The following is a 15,887-nucleotide window of genomic DNA, read 5'->3' as shown; positions in this document are numbered from 1 at the left end:
TTGGACGGCACTCAGTTCGTGATCGTTCGACATGTAAGCAACCCGTGCCGAATCGCGCGGCGCAATTCCGAAGCTACGTTAACAAAGTCAGATTACGCGGAAAGCCCGTTTGGCCGGCAACGGGACACCTCAAATGATCATTTTTCGGATGCATGGCGACAATGCCGCATCCGATTGACGGCGGGCCGGCGCCCCGCCGGATCGCGCCGACGGCCGATGCCGCGCGAGAGAGCGTGGCCATGCAAGGGGTTACGCCTGCGCGGGCTGTCGCAGGAGAAAAATGCGACGCTTCCACGCCTGATTCGAATGGCTGCAAGGCTGCCCGATCGGCAGGCACCGGCCGCCTCGCGTCCTTCGCGCGAAACGGCGAACGGTGATAGGGCGCGGCCATGCCTGCCTCCTCCCCGTCCTCTCCGCCCCCGCCGGGCCGGCGGATCGATGCCCTCGACCTCGCCCGAGGCGCGGCGCTCGCCGCGATGGCGACCTATCACGGGCTGTGGGATCTCGGCTTCCTGCAGCTCACGCCGCAGAACCTCGCGCTGACACCGCCGGGGCGGGTGGCGGCCCATCTCATCGCCGGTTCATTCCTGCTGCTGGTGGGCATCGGCCTCGTGCTCGCCAATGGCGGCGGCGTGCGCTGGCGGCCCTTCCTGTGGCGGCTCGCGCGGATCGGCGGAGCGGCGCTCCTCATCACGGCGGCGACGCGGATCGCCTTCCCGCAGAGCTACATCTTCTTCGGCATCCTGCACTGCATCGCCGCCTCCAGCCTGCTCGGACTGCCCTTCGTGTTCCTGCCGGTCCCGGTCACGGCGCTCGCCGCCGCCGCGGTGATGCTGGCGCCGCAGGTCGTGGCGCATCCGCTGCTCGACGCACCGGCGCTCTACTTTCTCGGCCTCGGCCGGGGCCTGCCGGACACCAACGACTGGGTGCCGCTGTTTCCCTGGTTCGGAGTGGTGCTGGCGGGGATCGCGCTGGCCCGGATCGCGCGGCCGCGATTGGCCGGATCCGCGATCGTGCGATGGCGCGCCCGGAACGGCGCGGCGCGCGGGGCGGTGCTGGCCGGGCGGCACAGCCTTGCGGTTTATCTCGTGCACCAGCCGGTGCTACTCGCCCTGTTCACCGGCCTCGTGACACTGACGGGGCCGCACCCGAAGGCGGGACTCGCAGGCTTCCGCAAGGATTACGCGGCGAACTGCACCCGCACCGGCGGCGAGCCGCAGGCCTGCCGGATCGCCGCCCGCTGCACCGCGGACGCCCTGCGGCGGGAGGGCCTGTGGGGTTCGGGCAAGCCCTACTCGGCCGAGCAGCGCGCGAGGGCGCAGAGCCTGTCCCAGCTCTGCTACGAGGCCGCGGAAGGCACCGCGGCCCCGCCGTAGGATCAGTCCTTGGCGCGTTCCACGTAGGCGCCGTCCGCCGTCATGATGACGACGCGGGTGCCGGTGGTGATGTGCGGCGGGACGCTGGTCTTCACGCCGTTGGAAAGGATCGCCGGCTTGTAGGACGAGGAGGCGGTCTGACCCTTGGTCACCGGCTCGGTCTCGACAATCTCGAGCGTCACGCGCTGCGGCAGCTCGATCGCCAGCGGCACGCCGTTATGGGTCGAGAGCGTCACCACCATGCCCTCCTGCAGGTAGGGAGCGGCATCGCCGACCACGTCCTCGGGAACCGCGAGCTGCTCGTAGTTCTCGGGGTTCATGAAGTGGTAGCCCTCACCGTCCTGGTAGAGGAAGGTGTGGTCGCGATCCTCGACGAAGGCGCGCTCCACCTGCTCGGTGGTGCGGTAGCGCTCGGAGATCTTCACGCCGTCGGTGATGCGGCGCATGTCGAGCTGCGTCACCGGCGTACCCTTGCCGGGGTGGATGTTCTCAGCCGTCAGGATGACGTAGAGCTTGCCGTCCTTGTCGACGACGTTGCCCTTGCGAAGGGTACTGGCAATCACTTTCACGAGCGTGGACCTTGGCTTGACGAGAACGGCGGCTCTTCACCGGCGTCTCGGCCGGGCGAGCGGAATCATCCGCGAGGCCCTACCCTATCCGCGGCTCGGTTGCCAGCCGGAGGCTGTTTTCGCGTGAGTCACGACTCCTCGCCCTGGTGGCATCCCGGCCTCCATGCGGATCGCCGGCCGCTGCTGCTGACCCGCAACCGCATCCTCGCGGCGTTCCGCGCCTGGTTTTCCGACGCGGATTTCGTGGAGGTGGAGGCGGCGGCGCTCCAGGTCTCGCCGGGCAACGAGGCGCATCTCTCCGCCTTCGCAACGGAGGCGATCCTGCCCGATGGCGGCCGCGAGCCGCTCTACCTGCACACCTCGCCGGAATTCGCCTGCAAGAAGCTGCTCGCGGCGGGCGAGCCGCGCCTGTTCAGCCTCGCCCACGTCTTCCGCAACCGCGAGCGCGGCGCCCTGCACCATCCCGAATTCACGATGCTCGAATGGTATCGTGCCGGAACGGACTACGACGCGCTGATGCAGGATGGCGCGGCGTTGCTGGCGCTCGCCGCCGAGACGGCAGGGGTGAAGCGCCTGACGTTCCGCGGGCGCGAGGCGGATCCGTTCGCAGCCTTCGAGCGGCTGACCCTGGCCGAGGCGTTCCACCGCTACGCCGCGATCGATCTCCTCGCCACGGTCTCTGCCGACGGGGCGACCGACCGTGATACGCTGGCCGACGCGGCGATGACCCGCGGGCTTCGCGTCGCGCCGGACGACACCTGGGCCGACCTGTTCAGCCGCGTCCTCGTCGGGCTGATCGAGCCGCATCTCGGGCAAGGGCGCCCGACCATCCTGTGCGAGTATCCGGTGAGCGAGGCGGCGCTGGCGCGACCGAGCCCGCGCGATCCGCGCGTGGCCGAGCGGTTCGAACTCTATGCCTGCGGCGTCGAACTCGCCAACGCCTTCGGCGAACTCACCGACCCGGCCGAGCAGCGTCGCCGCTTCGAGGCGGAGATGGCGGAGAAGGCCCGCGTCTACGGCGAGCGCTACCCCATCGACGAGGAGTTTCTGGAGGCGCTGGCCATGATGCCGGCGGCGAGCGGCATCGCGCTAGGCTTCGACCGGCTGGTGATGCTGGCCACCGGCGCGCCGCGCATCGACGACGTGATCTGGACGCCGGTCGCGCGGGGCCGGTCGCGGTGAGCGCTGCCTTGAAGAGCACGACGGCGCTGGCTCGCGCCGGGCTGTTGCCGGCCGAGGCGCTCCCGGCCCTGGAGCGGGTCGCGGCGCGCTACGCCGTCTCGGTGACGGCGGACATGGCCGAGCTGATCGACCGGGACGATCCCCATGACCCGATCGCCCGCCAGTTCGTACCGCGTGCCGAGGAGATCGAGACGCGGGTCGAAGAGCGCGCCGACCCGATCGGCGACGACGCGCATGCGCCCGTCCCGGGCATCGTCCACCGCTATCCCGACCGGGTGCTGCTCAAGCCGCTTCATGTCTGCCCGGTCTATTGCCGGTTCTGCTTCCGCCGAGAGCGCGTCGGACCCGCCGGCCACGGCTCGCTGAGCGAGGCGGAGCTGGCGGCGGCCTTCGGCTACATCGCCGACCATCCCGAGATCTGGGAGGTGGTGGTCACGGGGGGCGATCCCTTCGCCCTCTCGCCCCGGCGGCTTGCAGACATCGCCGCGGAACTCGGTGCGATCCCGCATGTGCGGGTCTTACGCTTCCACACCCGCGTGCCGGTGGTGGAGCCGGCCCGCGTGGATGCGGATGTGGTCGCTGCTCTCAAAAAATTTCCCGGCGCGGTGTTCGTGGCGCTCCACGCCAACCACCCGCGGGAATTCACGCCGGCCGCGCGGGCGGCCATTGCCCGGCTCGTCGATGCCGGCTTGCCGATGGTGAGCCAGAGCGTGCTCCTGCGCGGGGTCAACGACGATGCGGCCACGCTGGAAGCCCTGATGCGGTGCTTCGTCGAGAACCGCATCAAGCCCTACTACCTCCACCACGGCGACCTCGCGCCGGGTACCGGCCATCTGCGCACGGAGCTTTCCGAGGGGCAGGCGCTGATGCGGCACCTGCGCGGGCGCCTGTCAGGCTTGGCCCAACCGCTCTACGTCCTCGACATCCCCGGTGGCCACGGCAAGGTGCCGGCGGGGCCGGGCTATCTGGAGGAATCGGACGGCGCGTGGCAGGTGACCGATCCAAGCGGGGGCGTTCACCCCTATCCCCCGGGATGCGACGACTAGGACGAGCGATGACGCTGAAGCTGTGGGGGCGCGCAAGCTCCGGAAACGTCCAGAAGGCGCTCTGGGCGCTCGACGAACTGGGGCTGGCCTACGAGCATATCGAGGCGGGCGGCGCCCACGGCATCGTCGGTGATGCGTCCTACCGCGCGCTCAACCCCAACGGCCTCGTGCCGACGCTCGAGGAGGACGGCTTCGTCCTGTGGGAGTCGAACGCGATCCTGCGCTACCTCGCCCACGCCCATGGTGGGCCGCTGGCGCTGCCGGAGGCGCCGCACGCCCGCGCGCTCATCGATCAGTGGCTCGACTGGCAGGCCACCGCCTTCACCCCGGCGATGCGCGACGCCTTCCTCCAACTCGTGCGCGTCGCCCCCGAGAAGCGCGACCCGCGGGTGGTCGAGGCGTCGCGGGCCAATTCCGAGCGCTGCGCCGCTCTGCTCGACCGGCATCTCGCGGACACGCCCTTCGTGGCGGGCGAGACCTTCAGCATCGCCGACATCGCCGTGGGGCTCGCAGCCCATCGCTGGTTCCAGCTGCCCCTGGAGCGGGAGGAGCGGCCGAACATCCGCCGCTGGCTCGAAGGGCTCGCGCAACGCCCCGCCTCCTCGGCGGTTCTGTCGCTGCCGCTCACCTGACGCGTGGCGGCGGAGGCCAGACCGTGACGCGTGCCGCAGCCCATTCCGGACGAAAGAAGGCGATGTTCTTCCCGCTCTCGAAGCTGATCTTCTTCGTCCTGACGCCGTCGAACTTCCTGATCCTGCTCGGCCTCCTCGGCTGCCTGTTGCTCTTCACCGAGTTCGGCCGCGGGGTCGGGCGGATCCTCGCATGCGCCGGCTTCCTCGGGCTGCTCGCCGCCGGGCTGTCGCCGCTCTCGGCCTGGGTCCTGGGTCCGCTGGAGAACCGCTTCCCCGCCTTCGCCGATGACGAGCGGCCGGTTGCCGGCATCGTCGTGCTCGGCGGGGCGGTCGAGGCGGACACCTCCATCGGCCGCAATCAGATCACCGTGAACGATGCGGGCGAACGGGAGATCGCGCTCGCCGACCTCGCCCGACGCTTTCCCCAGGCGCGGCTCGTCTTTTCGGGGGGCGCCGGCAGCCTGCGCGAGGATGCGGTCTCGGAGGCCGAGATCGTCAGCCGCTACGCCGACACCCTCGGCGTGCCGCGCAACCGCCTGATCCTGGAGCAGCAATCGCGCAACACCCACGAGAACGCGGTGTTTTCCGCACGGATGGTGCAGCCGAAGCCGGGGGAGCGCTGGCTCCTCGTCACCTCGGCCTGGCACATGCCGCGCGCGGTCGGCTGCTTCCGCAAGGCCGGTTTCGACGTCACCGCCTATCCGGTCGATTACCGCACCAACTGGCCCCGCGACGCCACCCGCTTCGCCAGCTTCGCCTCCGATGGCCTGGGCGAACTCGACATCGGCGTGAAGGAGTGGATCGGCCTGATCGCCTACAAGCTCGCCGGCTATACCGAGGCGGTAATACCGTCGCCGTAGCCGACGCTACGGGCGCGGCAGGCTCAACCGATAGATCCCGCGGAAATCGTCCGGGTCGGCGACGGGCTTGCCCTTGCGGAGAATCTGCACCCGGCCGGCCTTGGTCAGCCGCACGGCGACGCGCCGCACCGGTTGCATCAGCGGGCTCCAGCCATCGGGATGGGGGCCGCCGAGCGCGCGGGCGACCTCGGAGGGGCAGCAGGTCTTGTCCGCCCCGCGCTCGCTCACGAGGCGCAGCATCGTCTCTTCGATCGCGGCCTCATCGACCATGAAAATCCTCCTCGGCGAGCAGAGCGGCGCGGATCGGCGAGGCGAACTGGCGCCGCCACATCACCCAGACCACGCTGGCGGTGGCGAGCATCAGCACCGGCGCGCTCACGAACCAGCCGAGATAGGCCAGTGCGAACAGGAAGGCACGCTGTCCTTTCGCGAAATGCGAGCCCGCCGCGACGTTCATGGCGCCGGCCCGCTCGGCCGCGCGACGCATCACCTCCTCGGAAGCGCCCGAGCCCTTGGGCGGCACCGCGCCGATCAGGATCGCGCCGTAGTTGAACAGCCGGTAGGCCCAGGCGAACTTGAAGAAGGCGTAGACGAACACCATCGCCAGCCCGGCCACCTTGATCTCCCAGGTCTGGCGGGTGGTGCCGGTCCCGAAGGGCAGCGCCGAGAACAAGTTCAGCACGTCGTCGCCCGAGCGCGACAGCGTCAGCACCGAGCCCAGGGCGATCAACGAGGTCGAGGCGAAGAAGGCGGTGCCGTTCTGCAGCGAGGCGTTGATCGTGGTGTCCACGACGCGGTTGTCGCGGGCGATCATCTGGACCGCCCAGTTGCGCCGCTGCCGGTTCATGATCTGGCTGAGGCTGAGCCGGTCGCCGCGCCGCCGCGCCACGGCGAAGCTGTAGCCGACCCAGGACGCCACGAAGAAGACGAGCGCCGCGAAATCGAGCGGAGAGAAGGCGTGGATGTCCCACATGGTCAGGGCGTCGTCTCGCCGGTCGGGGTCGGAAATCTGTCCCGGCGGCTACAGTCCGGCGGCCCGGGGGGCAAGCCCTCGCGGCGATGAGAGCGGCATCCGATCAGGGCGCATCGTCTCCGGCTGCGGCGAGACAGGCTCGCCACGCAGCGAGCGCCTCGTCCTGAAAGCCGGCAACCACCGTACGGGACGATGCTCTCGTCGGGCAACAGGGCAGCTTTCGAGTTAGACCGCATGAGTTCCGACGGCATCCTCCAGCGGGGGTGCGTTGCGCGCCGGCGCCCGTCTACTAGCCTGGCGGTGCAACCGTCATCGTCGCCTATCCGGCGTTGAAGCAACACCCCGTTATCAGACCGGGAGCGACACGTGCCGCCGAGCGACATCGACGAAATTCGGGCTCGCCTCGCCGCGCATCCGCGACCTGCCGAACTCGCTGAGCGGCGCGCCCGGATCGAAAGCCTTGGGGCGAGTTACAGCCTGCCTCCGGATGTCCTGGTCGAACCTGTCGACGCTCAGGGTGTGCCGGCGGAGTGGACAAGCACGCCCGCGGCCGATGGCGCGCGCGTCGTTCTGTTCCTGCACGGGGGCGGCTACGTGTCCGGATCGCTGAAGAGCCATCGCCACATGGTTGCGCAGGCCGGTCGCGAAGCGCGGGCACGCACCCTGGCGATCGATTACCGCCTCGCGCCGGAGCACCCGTTCCCGGCCGCGCTCGACGACGCGCTCACCGGCTACCGCTTCCTCCTCGCCTCGGGCATCGCACCGGCACGGATCGCGCTCGCGGGCGAGAGCGCGGGTGGCGGTCTCGCTCTCGCGACGGCCCTGTCGTTGCGCGAAGCAGGCTTGCCGCTGCCGGGCTGCCTCTGGCTGAGTTCGCCCTGGGTCGATCTCGCCCTCACCGGCGCAAGCCTTGAATCCAAGGCCTCGGTCGATCCCCTGCTCAGCCGGGCCTACCTCGCCGAGTTGGCGAGCCTCTACCTGAACGGCGCCGATGCGCGGGGTCCGCTCGTCTCGCCGATCAACGCCGATCTCGCGGGCCTGCCGCCGATGCTGATCCAGGTTGGATCCGCTGAAACGCTTCTCGATGATTCCGTGCGGCTCGCGGAGGTTGCGGGTGCCGCCGACGTCGCCGTGCACCTCGAGATCTGGCCTCGCATGATCCACGCTTGGCATCTCTTCTACCAAGACGTCGCCGACGGGCGGCGCTCCCTCGCGAGCGCGGGGACCTTCATCCGGAGCCATCTCGACGCTCCCTGAACGGCGGGGACGAAACAGGCCGCGCCTCTCGACCCGCGCCCCCTCACGGGCCTGCGGGTTGAGAGCGTTCGGCCGTTCGACCCGATCCTCTGTTGGCCGTTTCACCGCACGCGGATGGCGCTCTAGCTTCGGATCTCGAAGCCCTGACCTTTGAACGCGTCAGTCTCGCTCACCTCGATCCCGTCGACGCGGGCGGCGAAGGGCCCGCGCCGGCAGGCGGCGAGCAACGTCTCGACCGCCTCGGCCGGACCGGAGAACAAGGCCTCCACGGTCCGGTCGGGCCGATTACGCACCCAGCCCGCGACGCCGTGCCGGTCCGCCTGCTTCTTGGTCCAGGCGCGGTAGGACACGCCCTGCACGCGGCCGCGGATCACCGCGCGGATCGTCTTGCTGTCGATGCTCAAGGTGGAGGCGACTCCCGGTTCCTGTCGGAGCCGGGAGCACTCGCTTCCGGCTAGCGGGTGGCCATGGCGGCGGAGGCCGCCGTGGCCTCCGAGCGGCGCGCGGCCTGCGGACGATAGGTGAGATACCACGCCAGCGAGATGAAGAGCACGCCGCCGACGAAGTTGCCGAGCGTGACCGGGATCTGGTTCCACGCCCACCATTGCTCGAACGAGACCGGCGCGCCGAGCATCATGCCCGCCGGGATCATGAACATGTTCACCACCGCGTGCTCGAAGCCCTGCGCGAAGAACAGGAAGATCGGCAGCCACGCCCCGAAGATCTTGCCGAAGGTCGAGGTCGACATCATCGACATCGTCACGCCGAGGCAGACCATCCAATTGCACAGCATCGCTTTGACGAAGCAGGTGATCATGCCCGCCGTACCGAGATTCTCGTAGGCCAGCGTCTTGGCTTGGGTGATGTCGATGATCTTTTTGGCCACCGGGTTCGCATCCGCGCCGGTGTGCCAGAAGTTCGTCAGCGCGATCACGAGCAGCACGGCGTAGAGCAGGCTGCCGATCAGGTTGCCGAGGAAGCTCCAGCCGAAATTGCGCATCATCGGTCCGAAGCCGACGCGGCCCTCCATGAAGGACAGGCCGAGGATGCCGAAATTGCCGGTGCAGAGTTCGAGCCCGAGGCAGACGATCATCACGAAGCCGACCGGGAAAATGATCGCGCCCGCAAACGGCACACCGGTCTGCACCGCCCCGGTGATGGCGAGGCTGGTGGCGATGCCGAGGATCGCGCCGGCCATCATGCCGCGCACGAGCATGTCGCGCACCGACAGCTCGGCGCGCACGACGCCGGAATCGCTCATCGCCTTGGCCATCTCGGCCGGTTTCACGAAATCCATGGATACCTACCTGACTCACGGACCTTTTGGTCTGCGAGCCGCGAGGCAGGTTCAGTGCCAGGAGGGCCTTTCAGCCTTGCGCGTCGCGCGGGTCAGGCCGGAGTCCGGCGCTGCCAGCCGCGGATCTCCTGAAGGTAGGGGCCGGGCAACTGCGCGGCCTGCCCTGCTCCGAGCACCGCTTCGAGATAGCCCGGCCGCGGCAGGCCGCCGGCTTGGCTGCGGCCGAGATAGATCAGGGCGCGCTTCGTGCCGCTCTCGGTGACGATCGGCTGATAGGCCTTCACGTAGAGGCCGCCCGCCACGCCCTCGTAGCGGTCGAGGGCGGGCACATCGGAGAGTGCCAGCTCCCACAAGACGCCCCAGACGGTCGAACCGGGGGCGCGCACCACGGAGGCCCAGCCCTCGCGCATGATGATGAAGCGGTGCCGCGGCAGCCGCCCACGCCCGATCAGCCGCGAGGCCGGGCAGCGCAGAGCCATGGCGGCGGCGTCCATATTGGCGCCGTAGGCGAAGTAAAGGGGCATGGTTTTTCGCGGCAGGGATGCGAGCGGCGTGCCTACTCGCCGGGCGTCCGATGCTCGCGCTCGACAGCGCGCTTCACCGCGCGCTCATTGGCCAGCATCGCAACGTAGGCCATCGTTAGAACGACGGCCGGGATCACGAAGGTGACGAAGATCTCGCCGGAACTCACGGCAGAAGGCTCCTGAGGATCCGCCTTGCAATCCAATGTAAGCCTGCCGCTGTCGAAATCCAAATCGCCGCGAATGCGATGGTTCCGACGCTGAGCTTCGGCGCATTCGCGACGCCAAAACTCAGGGCGGTGACCGGCGTGACACCGCCGATCACCACGAAGGCCACGGCGACGTTGTTCAGGCCCGTCGCCAGGAGCTTTGTCTGCTCGTTGTGGATCTGGCTCACGTCGACCGACGGCCGCCGCGCCGATCAGGCGAATTCTAGGATCACCGCGTCGACCGCGAGGCTGTCGCCTTCCTTGGCGGCGATCTTGGAGACGGTGCCGTCGCGCTCGGCGCGCAGCACGTTCTCCATCTTCATCGCCTCGACGATGGCCAGCGGCTCGCCGTTCTTCACCTCCTGGCCTTCCGTGACCATGATCTGCTTGACGAGACCGGGCATCGGGCAAAGGAGCTGCTTGCCGGAGCCGGCATTCTCCTTGACCGGCATCAGATCGGCGAGTTCGGCCTCGCGGCGGGTGAAGACCCGCGCCTCCGCGGCCGCGCCCGCATGCTGTAGGAACACGCCGTTGAGGAGCGGCCGCACCTGGATCGCCACCGGCTCGTTGCCGACGCTGCCGCTCCAGACCGGCGCGCCGGGGCGCCAGTCGCTGCGCACCGCAGCCACCGTGCCGTCGTCGAAGGTGACGAGGAGATCATCGTCCTGCGTATCGACGGTGACGTTGAAGCGCTGGCCGGACAGCACCACCACGCGCTCGCGCTGGAAGCTCAGCAGGCTCGGATCGCGCATCTGGCCGGAGATGCCACGCTTGCGGATGTTGAGCTTGTGGTCGATCGCCGCCGCCACCGCCGCGAGCCGCCGGGCGACCTGCCCCTCGGGCGCGGGGGCGGCGAAGCCCTCCGGGAATTCCTCCTTGATGAAGCCCGTGGAAAGCTGGCCCTCGCGCCAGCGCGGATGGGCCATCAGGGTGGCGAGGAAGGGGATGTTGTGGCGGATCCCGTCGATGGCGAAGGCGTCGAGCGCGGTCGCCTGCGCCTCGATCGCCTCCAGCCGGGTCGGTGCCCAGGTGACGAGCTTGGCGATCATCGGATCGTAGTGGATCGCGATCTCGCCGCCCTCCTCCACACCGGTATCGTTACGCACGATCGCGTCGCCGAGCGGGCCCTCCTCCGGCGGCTGGTAGACCGTGAGCCGGCCGATCGAGGGCAGGAAGTTGCGGGTCGGATCCTCGGCGTAGACGCGGCTCTCGACTGCCCAGCCGTTGAGCTTCACTTGGTCCTGCGTCAGCGGCAGCTTTTCGCCCGCGGCGACCCGAATCATCAGCTCGACGAGGTCGAGCCCGGTGATCATCTCGGTGACCGGGTGCTCCACCTGCAGGCGGGTGTTCATTTCGAGGAAGTAGAACGACTTGTCCTGACCGGCGACGAACTCGACCGTACCGGCGGAATCGTAGTTCACGGCCTTGGCGAGAGCGACCGCCTGCTCGCCCATCTTGCGGCGGGTCTCCTCGTCGAGGAGCGGCGACGGCGCCTCCTCGATGACCTTCTGGTTGCGGCGCTGGATCGAGCACTCGCGTTCGCCGAGATAGATCACGTTGCCGTGCTTGTCGCCGATCACCTGGATCTCGATGTGGCGCGGATCGGTGATGAACTTCTCGACGAACACCCGGTCGTCGCCGAAGGAGGACGAGGCCTCGGACTTGGCGCGGGCAAAACCCTCGGCGACCTCGTCGGCCGATTCGGCGATGCGCATGCCCTTGCCGCCGCCGCCGGCCGACGCCTTGATCATCACCGGATAGCCGATCTCGTCGGCGATCTTCACGGCGTGCTCAGGGCTCTCGATCACGCCGAGGAAGCCCGGCACCGTCGAGACCTTGGCCTCGGCCGCGGCCTTCTTCGACTCGATCTTGTCGCCCATGGCGGCGATGGCGCCGGGGTTCGGGCCGATGAAGACGATGCCGGCTTCGGCCAGCGCCTTCGGGAAGGCCTCGCGCTCGGAGAGGAAGCCGTAGCCTGGATGGACCGCCTGCGCGCCGGTCTGCTTACAGGCGTCGATGATCTTGTCGATCAGGAGATAGGACTGCGCGGCGGGCGCCGGGCCGATATGCACGGCCTCGTCGGCCATGGCGACGTGGACCGCGTCGCGGTCGGCGTCGGAATAGACGGCCACCGTCTTGATGCCCATCTTCTGGGCAGTCTTGATGATGCGGCAGGCGATTTCGCCCCGGTTGGCAATCAGGATCTTATCGAACATCGCAGCCGCTTCTTGAGGGAGACTGTCTCGGCCCACCCCTCCCGAAGGCGAGCCCGAACGCATCCCGATAAAGCAGTTGCGCGGGAGACGGAAGCTGTGCCGCACTCCCCAAAAGGCTGAGGTCGGTGAAATTCGATTGAGTGCCCTTCAATTCGAATTTCGGGGGCGCCCGGATGCTGGGCGCGGCACCGGTGTCGAAGACGCAGCCGGTGCTTAAACTGAATTCATCATGCAGCGCACGGCAGACGGCCGGGGCTGCAGGCGGCGGCCTTGTCCGCCGTGTTCTCGGTCAGGCTCTTGGCCAGGCTCTTGGCCAGCGCGCTCTTGGCCTTCAGGGCAAAGGCGATCAGCGTCTCGTCGCTGGTCTCGGCCTCGCGCACGATCTCCATGGCGATCCGGCTGCCGAGCGCCGTCGGGCCCTTGCGGCCGGCGATGGAGGCGGCGAGCCACGCCGACATCTCGCGGGTGATGATGCCGGTGGGGCGCTCGCCGTAGACGGCAAAGTTGACGACTTCCGCCGTGACGAAGGCGGAAAAGCCCTCGTGGATGTCGGCGACGGCGCGGTCCAGGGCCAGCAGCAGGTCGGCCTCGTCCCGGCCCATGATGCCGTCGGGCAGGATCTCGCGGGCGAGTTCGCGAACGTCGTCCTGGGTCAGGCGGCCGGCGTCGACGATGCGGGTGCAGAACAGTTCAAGCGCAGTGTTGGTCATGGTCTGATGCCTCTCCAGCTCGTTGTCGCCGGTGTTTGTTCGTGTCTGTGCTGACATTACGGGCCGACAACGCTCGAAGAGGTTAATGGCCAAATCTGAACCCGTGTTCAGGTAAACGGCTGCTCACGATTGAGCCTTTCGGAAAGCTTGCTTTTTCGCGGTAAGACTCCGTTTAACGTGCCGACTTTCGTCCCGATAGGGCGTCCCGCTCGGGCCCGGGCGGAAGGGGCGGAACCGCGGGCCGTTCGGCGACCGACTGGATCGGCGCCACGGCCTGGGCTGTCGGCGACTGGCAGGCGGTCAGGTGCGGCGCGAGGCCCACGGGGAAACGAGGGCGAGCGAGGGGCGCATGTGGAAGGCCCGTGGTGCGAGGCAATCCACCGGGGGTTGCGCACCGCTCGATGGCCGAGCGTGGGCCGAAATGATGCCGGCGCATGGAGACGGTGATCGTGCATCGCCGTCTTCAACTGTGCTGTTGCGCGCCGGGGCCAAGATCGACAAGTTCGAGCCAACGAGAACGGTGGCCCTGGCCCAGACCGGGAGCGCCGCATGGCAGCAACGAGGTTGCCCTGCCCCCGCAGGGCGGCGCGTGACGAGGCGGGATGGCCGTGGCCCGGCATCACCGTCTCGCGCACCCGGGAGAAACGGCCCTGAGCACCCTGTACGTCACCCATCCGAGCGCGCTGGAACACGCGGTTCCCACCGGCCATCCGGAGCGGCCCGCCCGCATGCAGGCGGTCGAGCGCGCCCTCGAGGACGAACGCTTCGCCGCGCTGGTGCGCTGCCACGCGCCGAAGGCCGAGGCTTCCGTCGCCGAACTCGTCCACCCGGCGGCCTTCGTCGAGACCATCCTCGCCGCCTCGCCCGACGAGGGCTTCTTCCAGATCGACGGCGACACGCTGATGTCGCCCGGCTCGCTCAACACCTGCCTGCACGCCATCGGCGGATCGAATCACGCGGTCGATGCGGTGATGAAGGGCGAGTGCGCCAACGCCTTCGTGGCCATGCGTCCGCCCGGCCATCACGCCGAGCGCGAGCGCGCCATGGGCTTCTGCCTGTTCAACCATGCGGCGATCGCCGTGCGCCACGCCCAGAAGGCGTTCGGTGCCACCCGCGTCGCCCTGGTGGATTTCGACGTCCACCACGGCAATGGCTCGCAGGACATCTTCTGGTCCGACAAAAGCGTGATGTACGCCTCGACCCACCAGATGCCGCTGTTTCCCGGTTCGGGCGCGACGGGGGAGCGGGGCGACCACGACACCATCGTCAACGCGCCGCTCAAGGCCTTCGACGGCAGCGAGATCTTCCGGGAAGCCTTCGAGGCGCGGATCCTTCCGCGGCTCGACGCGTTCGCGCCGGATCTCGTGGTGATCTCGGCCGGGTTCGACGCGCACAAGCTCGACCCGCTGGCCAACATCCAGCTCGAAGAGGCGGATTTCGGCTGGGCGACGCGCCGGCTGATGGAGGTCGCCGACCGCCACGCGGGCGGCCGGGTCGTGTCGATCCTAGAGGGCGGCTACAGCCTCGACGGGCTCGCCCGCTCCGTCGCCGCGCATGTGGACGCGCTGATGGGGCGGTGACGGGCACCGCCCCGGTCCCTTCGGCTTATCGGTGGGTCAGGATCAGGGTGATGAGCACGGCCGCGAAGCTGATGAACATCACGCTGCCGAGGATCGCCCCCGTGATCGCGTTGGCGGAGACGTAGGTTCCGGCGAAGCGGCCCAGCGCCGGCACGAGGCCGTGCCGGTCGCTCCCGCTGCCGGGATGCCCGCAGGAGGGGCAGGCGACGGCCTTCTCGGAAATGCGGTGATCGCAGGCGGGACAGGCGACGAGGACCATGCGCGCTCCTTTTCCGCAGATAGCGGCCGAGAGAGCCGCCTCGGAAAGGAACTGGGAACGGCCGCGCTTGCCCGCAAGGGGCAGCGCGGCCGCCTGCCTTCAACCCTCCAGCGGCTCTTCGCTCACCAGCTCGATGCCGAAGCCAGACAGGCCGACATAGGAGCGCGACGAGGAGGACAGGTTGCGGATCGAGACCACGCCGAGGTCACGCAGGATCTGCGCGCCGAGTCCCACCTCGCGCCACTGGCGCACGCGCTGCGCCTCGGCCCCCTCCTCGGCGTAGCGGTTGAGCGGGACGCCCGCGGTGCCGTCGCGCAGATAGACGAGGATGCCGCGGCCCTCCTTGGCAAAGCGGCGCATCACGCTCTCGATCTGGCCGCCGCCCTCGATCACGTCGGCGACGACGTTGGAGCGGTGCAGGCGCACCGGCACGTTGCGGCCGTCGCCGATGGCGCCGTGGACGAAGGCGAATTGCTGGATCGGCTCGAACGGCGTGACATAGGCGTAGCCGGTCATGGCGCCGAACTCGGTCTTGACCGGGAAGGTGCCGACCCGCTCGACCAGCCGGTCGCGGGCCTGCCGGTAGGCGATGAGGTCGGCCACCGAGACGCGCTTGAGGCTGTGCTGCTCGGTAAACGTGTCGATCTGCGGCCCCTTCATCACGGTGCCGTCGTCGTTGGCGAGTTCGCAGATCACGCCCACCGGCGGCAGACCCGCGAGCTTGCACAGATCGACCGCCGCCTCCGTATGACCCGAGCGCATCAGCACGCCGCCGTCGCGGGCGATCAGCGGGAAGACGTGGCCCGGCCGCACGAAGTCGCCCGCGCCCATATTGCCGTTGGCGAGCGCGCGGACCGTATTGCAGCGCTGCTCGGCGGAGATGCCGGTGGTCAGCCCGTGGCGCACGTCCACCGTGACGGTGAAGGCGGTGCCCAGCGGCGCGTCGTTCGAGGCCACCATCGGGTCGAGATGCAGACGGCGCGCCTCGTCGAGGGTGATCGGCGCGCAGACGATGCCGCAGGTGTTGCGGATGATGAACGCCATCTTCTCCGGCGTGCAGAGTGAGGCGGCGACGACGAGGTCGCCCTCGTTCTCACGGTCGTCGTCGTCGGTAACGACCACGATCTCGCCGCGGGCAAAGGCCTCGATGGCCTCGGTGACGCTGCAATGGGGCACGGGCTTCGTCTCGTTCAGCACTTC

19 protein-coding genes are annotated in these 15,887 nt (G+C 68.9%); 7 read left to right on the top strand and 12 right to left on the bottom strand.

The window, feature by feature from the left end; all coding sequences use genetic code 11:
* The first annotated feature begins 389 nt into the window (after nucleotides 1-389).
* Nucleotides 390-1,376 carry a heparan-alpha-glucosaminide N-acetyltransferase gene (locus HNR51_RS09410; RefSeq protein WP_182554769.1) on the top strand — a complete coding sequence of 329 codons (987 nt, stop codon included), beginning with the start codon at nucleotides 390-392 and terminating at the stop codon, nucleotides 1,374-1,376.
* 2 nt (nucleotides 1,377-1,378) lie between these two features.
* Here the strand turns inward: HNR51_RS09410 and efp are convergent, their stop codons facing one another.
* Complete coding sequence (efp, locus tag HNR51_RS09405; RefSeq protein WP_012455063.1) at nucleotides 1,379-1,945, bottom strand: elongation factor P; 567 nt, start codon at nucleotides 1,943-1,945, stop codon at nucleotides 1,379-1,381.
* A 123-nt stretch (nucleotides 1,946-2,068) separates the two neighbouring features.
* On the opposite strand from efp, the gene epmA reads away from it, so the two are divergent.
* From epmA to HNR51_RS09385, 4 genes are all read left to right on the top strand, one after another.
* On the top strand, nucleotides 2,069-3,127 hold the full coding sequence (gene epmA, locus HNR51_RS09400; RefSeq protein WP_182554768.1) for an EF-P lysine aminoacylase EpmA: 1,059 nt from the start codon (nucleotides 2,069-2,071) through the stop codon (nucleotides 3,125-3,127).
* The gene (locus HNR51_RS09395) at nucleotides 3,124-4,173 is read left to right on the top strand and encodes a lysine-2,3-aminomutase-like protein (RefSeq protein WP_182554767.1); all 1,050 of its coding nucleotides are present in this window, start codon (nucleotides 3,124-3,126) and stop codon (nucleotides 4,171-4,173) included. The genes epmA and HNR51_RS09395 overlap by 4 nt, the downstream gene beginning before the upstream one ends.
* 8 nt (nucleotides 4,174-4,181) lie before the next feature.
* A complete protein-coding gene (locus tag HNR51_RS09390; protein ID WP_182554766.1) occupies nucleotides 4,182-4,805 on the top strand; it encodes a glutathione S-transferase family protein in 624 nt (207 codons plus the stop codon).
* Nucleotides 4,806-4,867: 62 nt separating this feature from the next.
* Nucleotides 4,868-5,665 carry a YdcF family protein gene (locus HNR51_RS09385; RefSeq protein WP_182554986.1) on the top strand — a complete coding sequence of 266 codons (798 nt, stop codon included), beginning with the start codon at nucleotides 4,868-4,870 and terminating at the stop codon, nucleotides 5,663-5,665.
* A gap of 6 nt (nucleotides 5,666-5,671) precedes the next feature.
* Here HNR51_RS09385 and HNR51_RS09380 read toward each other — a convergent pair whose 3' ends face one another.
* On the bottom strand, nucleotides 5,672-5,935 hold the full coding sequence (locus HNR51_RS09380; protein ID WP_012455058.1) for a DUF3253 domain-containing protein: 264 nt from the start codon (nucleotides 5,933-5,935) through the stop codon (nucleotides 5,672-5,674).
* Nucleotides 5,925-6,638 (bottom strand): DUF599 domain-containing protein, encoded by a 714-nt coding sequence (locus HNR51_RS09375; protein ID WP_012455057.1) that lies wholly within the window; start codon nucleotides 6,636-6,638, stop codon nucleotides 5,925-5,927. The genes HNR51_RS09380 and HNR51_RS09375 overlap by 11 nt, the downstream gene beginning before the upstream one ends.
* 366 nt (nucleotides 6,639-7,004) lie before the next feature.
* Between HNR51_RS09375 and HNR51_RS09370 the strand changes: the two genes are divergently transcribed.
* A complete protein-coding gene (locus HNR51_RS09370) occupies nucleotides 7,005-7,895 on the top strand; it encodes an alpha/beta hydrolase (protein ID WP_182554765.1) in 891 nt (296 codons plus the stop codon).
* Nucleotides 7,896-8,017: 122 nt separating this feature from the next.
* Here HNR51_RS09370 and HNR51_RS09365 read toward each other — a convergent pair whose 3' ends face one another.
* The 7 genes from HNR51_RS09365 to HNR51_RS09340 form a co-directional block, all read right to left on the bottom strand.
* Nucleotides 8,018-8,299: an acylphosphatase gene (locus tag HNR51_RS09365; protein ID WP_182554764.1), complete on the bottom strand. Its 282-nt coding sequence runs from the start codon at nucleotides 8,297-8,299 to the stop codon at nucleotides 8,018-8,020.
* A gap of 50 nt (nucleotides 8,300-8,349) precedes the next feature.
* Nucleotides 8,350-9,192, bottom strand: a complete 843-nt coding sequence (locus HNR51_RS09360) for a formate/nitrite transporter family protein (RefSeq protein WP_152277443.1) — start codon at nucleotides 9,190-9,192, stop codon at nucleotides 8,350-8,352.
* Between the two features lie 92 nt (nucleotides 9,193-9,284).
* Nucleotides 9,285-9,716: a gamma-glutamylcyclotransferase family protein gene (locus tag HNR51_RS09355; protein WP_012455053.1), complete on the bottom strand. Its 432-nt coding sequence runs from the start codon at nucleotides 9,714-9,716 to the stop codon at nucleotides 9,285-9,287.
* A gap of 32 nt (nucleotides 9,717-9,748) precedes the next feature.
* Nucleotides 9,749-9,883 carry a hypothetical protein gene (locus tag HNR51_RS26685; RefSeq protein ID WP_012455052.1) on the bottom strand — a complete coding sequence of 45 codons (135 nt, stop codon included), beginning with the start codon at nucleotides 9,881-9,883 and terminating at the stop codon, nucleotides 9,749-9,751.
* A complete protein-coding gene (locus HNR51_RS09350; RefSeq protein WP_012455051.1) occupies nucleotides 9,880-10,110 on the bottom strand; it encodes a hypothetical protein in 231 nt (76 codons plus the stop codon). Before HNR51_RS09350 ends, HNR51_RS26685 begins: the two co-directional genes overlap by 4 nt.
* A gap of 24 nt (nucleotides 10,111-10,134) precedes the next feature.
* Nucleotides 10,135-12,138, bottom strand: a complete 2,004-nt coding sequence (locus HNR51_RS09345) for an acetyl-CoA carboxylase biotin carboxylase subunit (RefSeq protein ID WP_182554763.1) — start codon at nucleotides 12,136-12,138, stop codon at nucleotides 10,135-10,137.
* Nucleotides 12,139-12,365: 227 nt separating this feature from the next.
* Complete coding sequence (locus HNR51_RS09340) at nucleotides 12,366-12,848, bottom strand: hypothetical protein (RefSeq protein WP_182554762.1); 483 nt, start codon at nucleotides 12,846-12,848, stop codon at nucleotides 12,366-12,368.
* 650 nt (nucleotides 12,849-13,498) lie between these two features.
* Between HNR51_RS09340 and HNR51_RS09335 the strand changes: the two genes are divergently transcribed.
* Nucleotides 13,499-14,428 carry a histone deacetylase family protein gene (locus tag HNR51_RS09335; RefSeq protein ID WP_182554985.1) on the top strand — a complete coding sequence of 310 codons (930 nt, stop codon included), beginning with the start codon at nucleotides 13,499-13,501 and terminating at the stop codon, nucleotides 14,426-14,428.
* A 25-nt stretch (nucleotides 14,429-14,453) separates the two neighbouring features.
* Here the strand turns inward: HNR51_RS09335 and HNR51_RS09330 are convergent, their stop codons facing one another.
* Nucleotides 14,454-14,687, bottom strand: coding sequence for a zinc ribbon domain-containing protein (locus HNR51_RS09330; protein WP_182554761.1), 234 nt, complete (start codon nucleotides 14,685-14,687; stop codon nucleotides 14,454-14,456).
* A gap of 99 nt (nucleotides 14,688-14,786) precedes the next feature.
* Complete coding sequence (gene ribB / locus HNR51_RS09325; RefSeq protein ID WP_182554760.1) at nucleotides 14,787-15,863, bottom strand: 3,4-dihydroxy-2-butanone-4-phosphate synthase; 1,077 nt, start codon at nucleotides 15,861-15,863, stop codon at nucleotides 14,787-14,789.
* Between the last annotated feature and the right edge of the window lie 24 nt (nucleotides 15,864-15,887).

Origin of the sequence: Methylorubrum thiocyanatum (assembly GCA_014138645.1) — a bacterium.
GTDB lineage: Bacteria > Pseudomonadota > Alphaproteobacteria > Rhizobiales > Beijerinckiaceae > Methylobacterium > Methylobacterium thiocyanatum.
The sequence above is the reverse complement of the archived record's forward strand: the minus strand, read 5'-3'. Positions and strand labels throughout refer to the sequence as shown.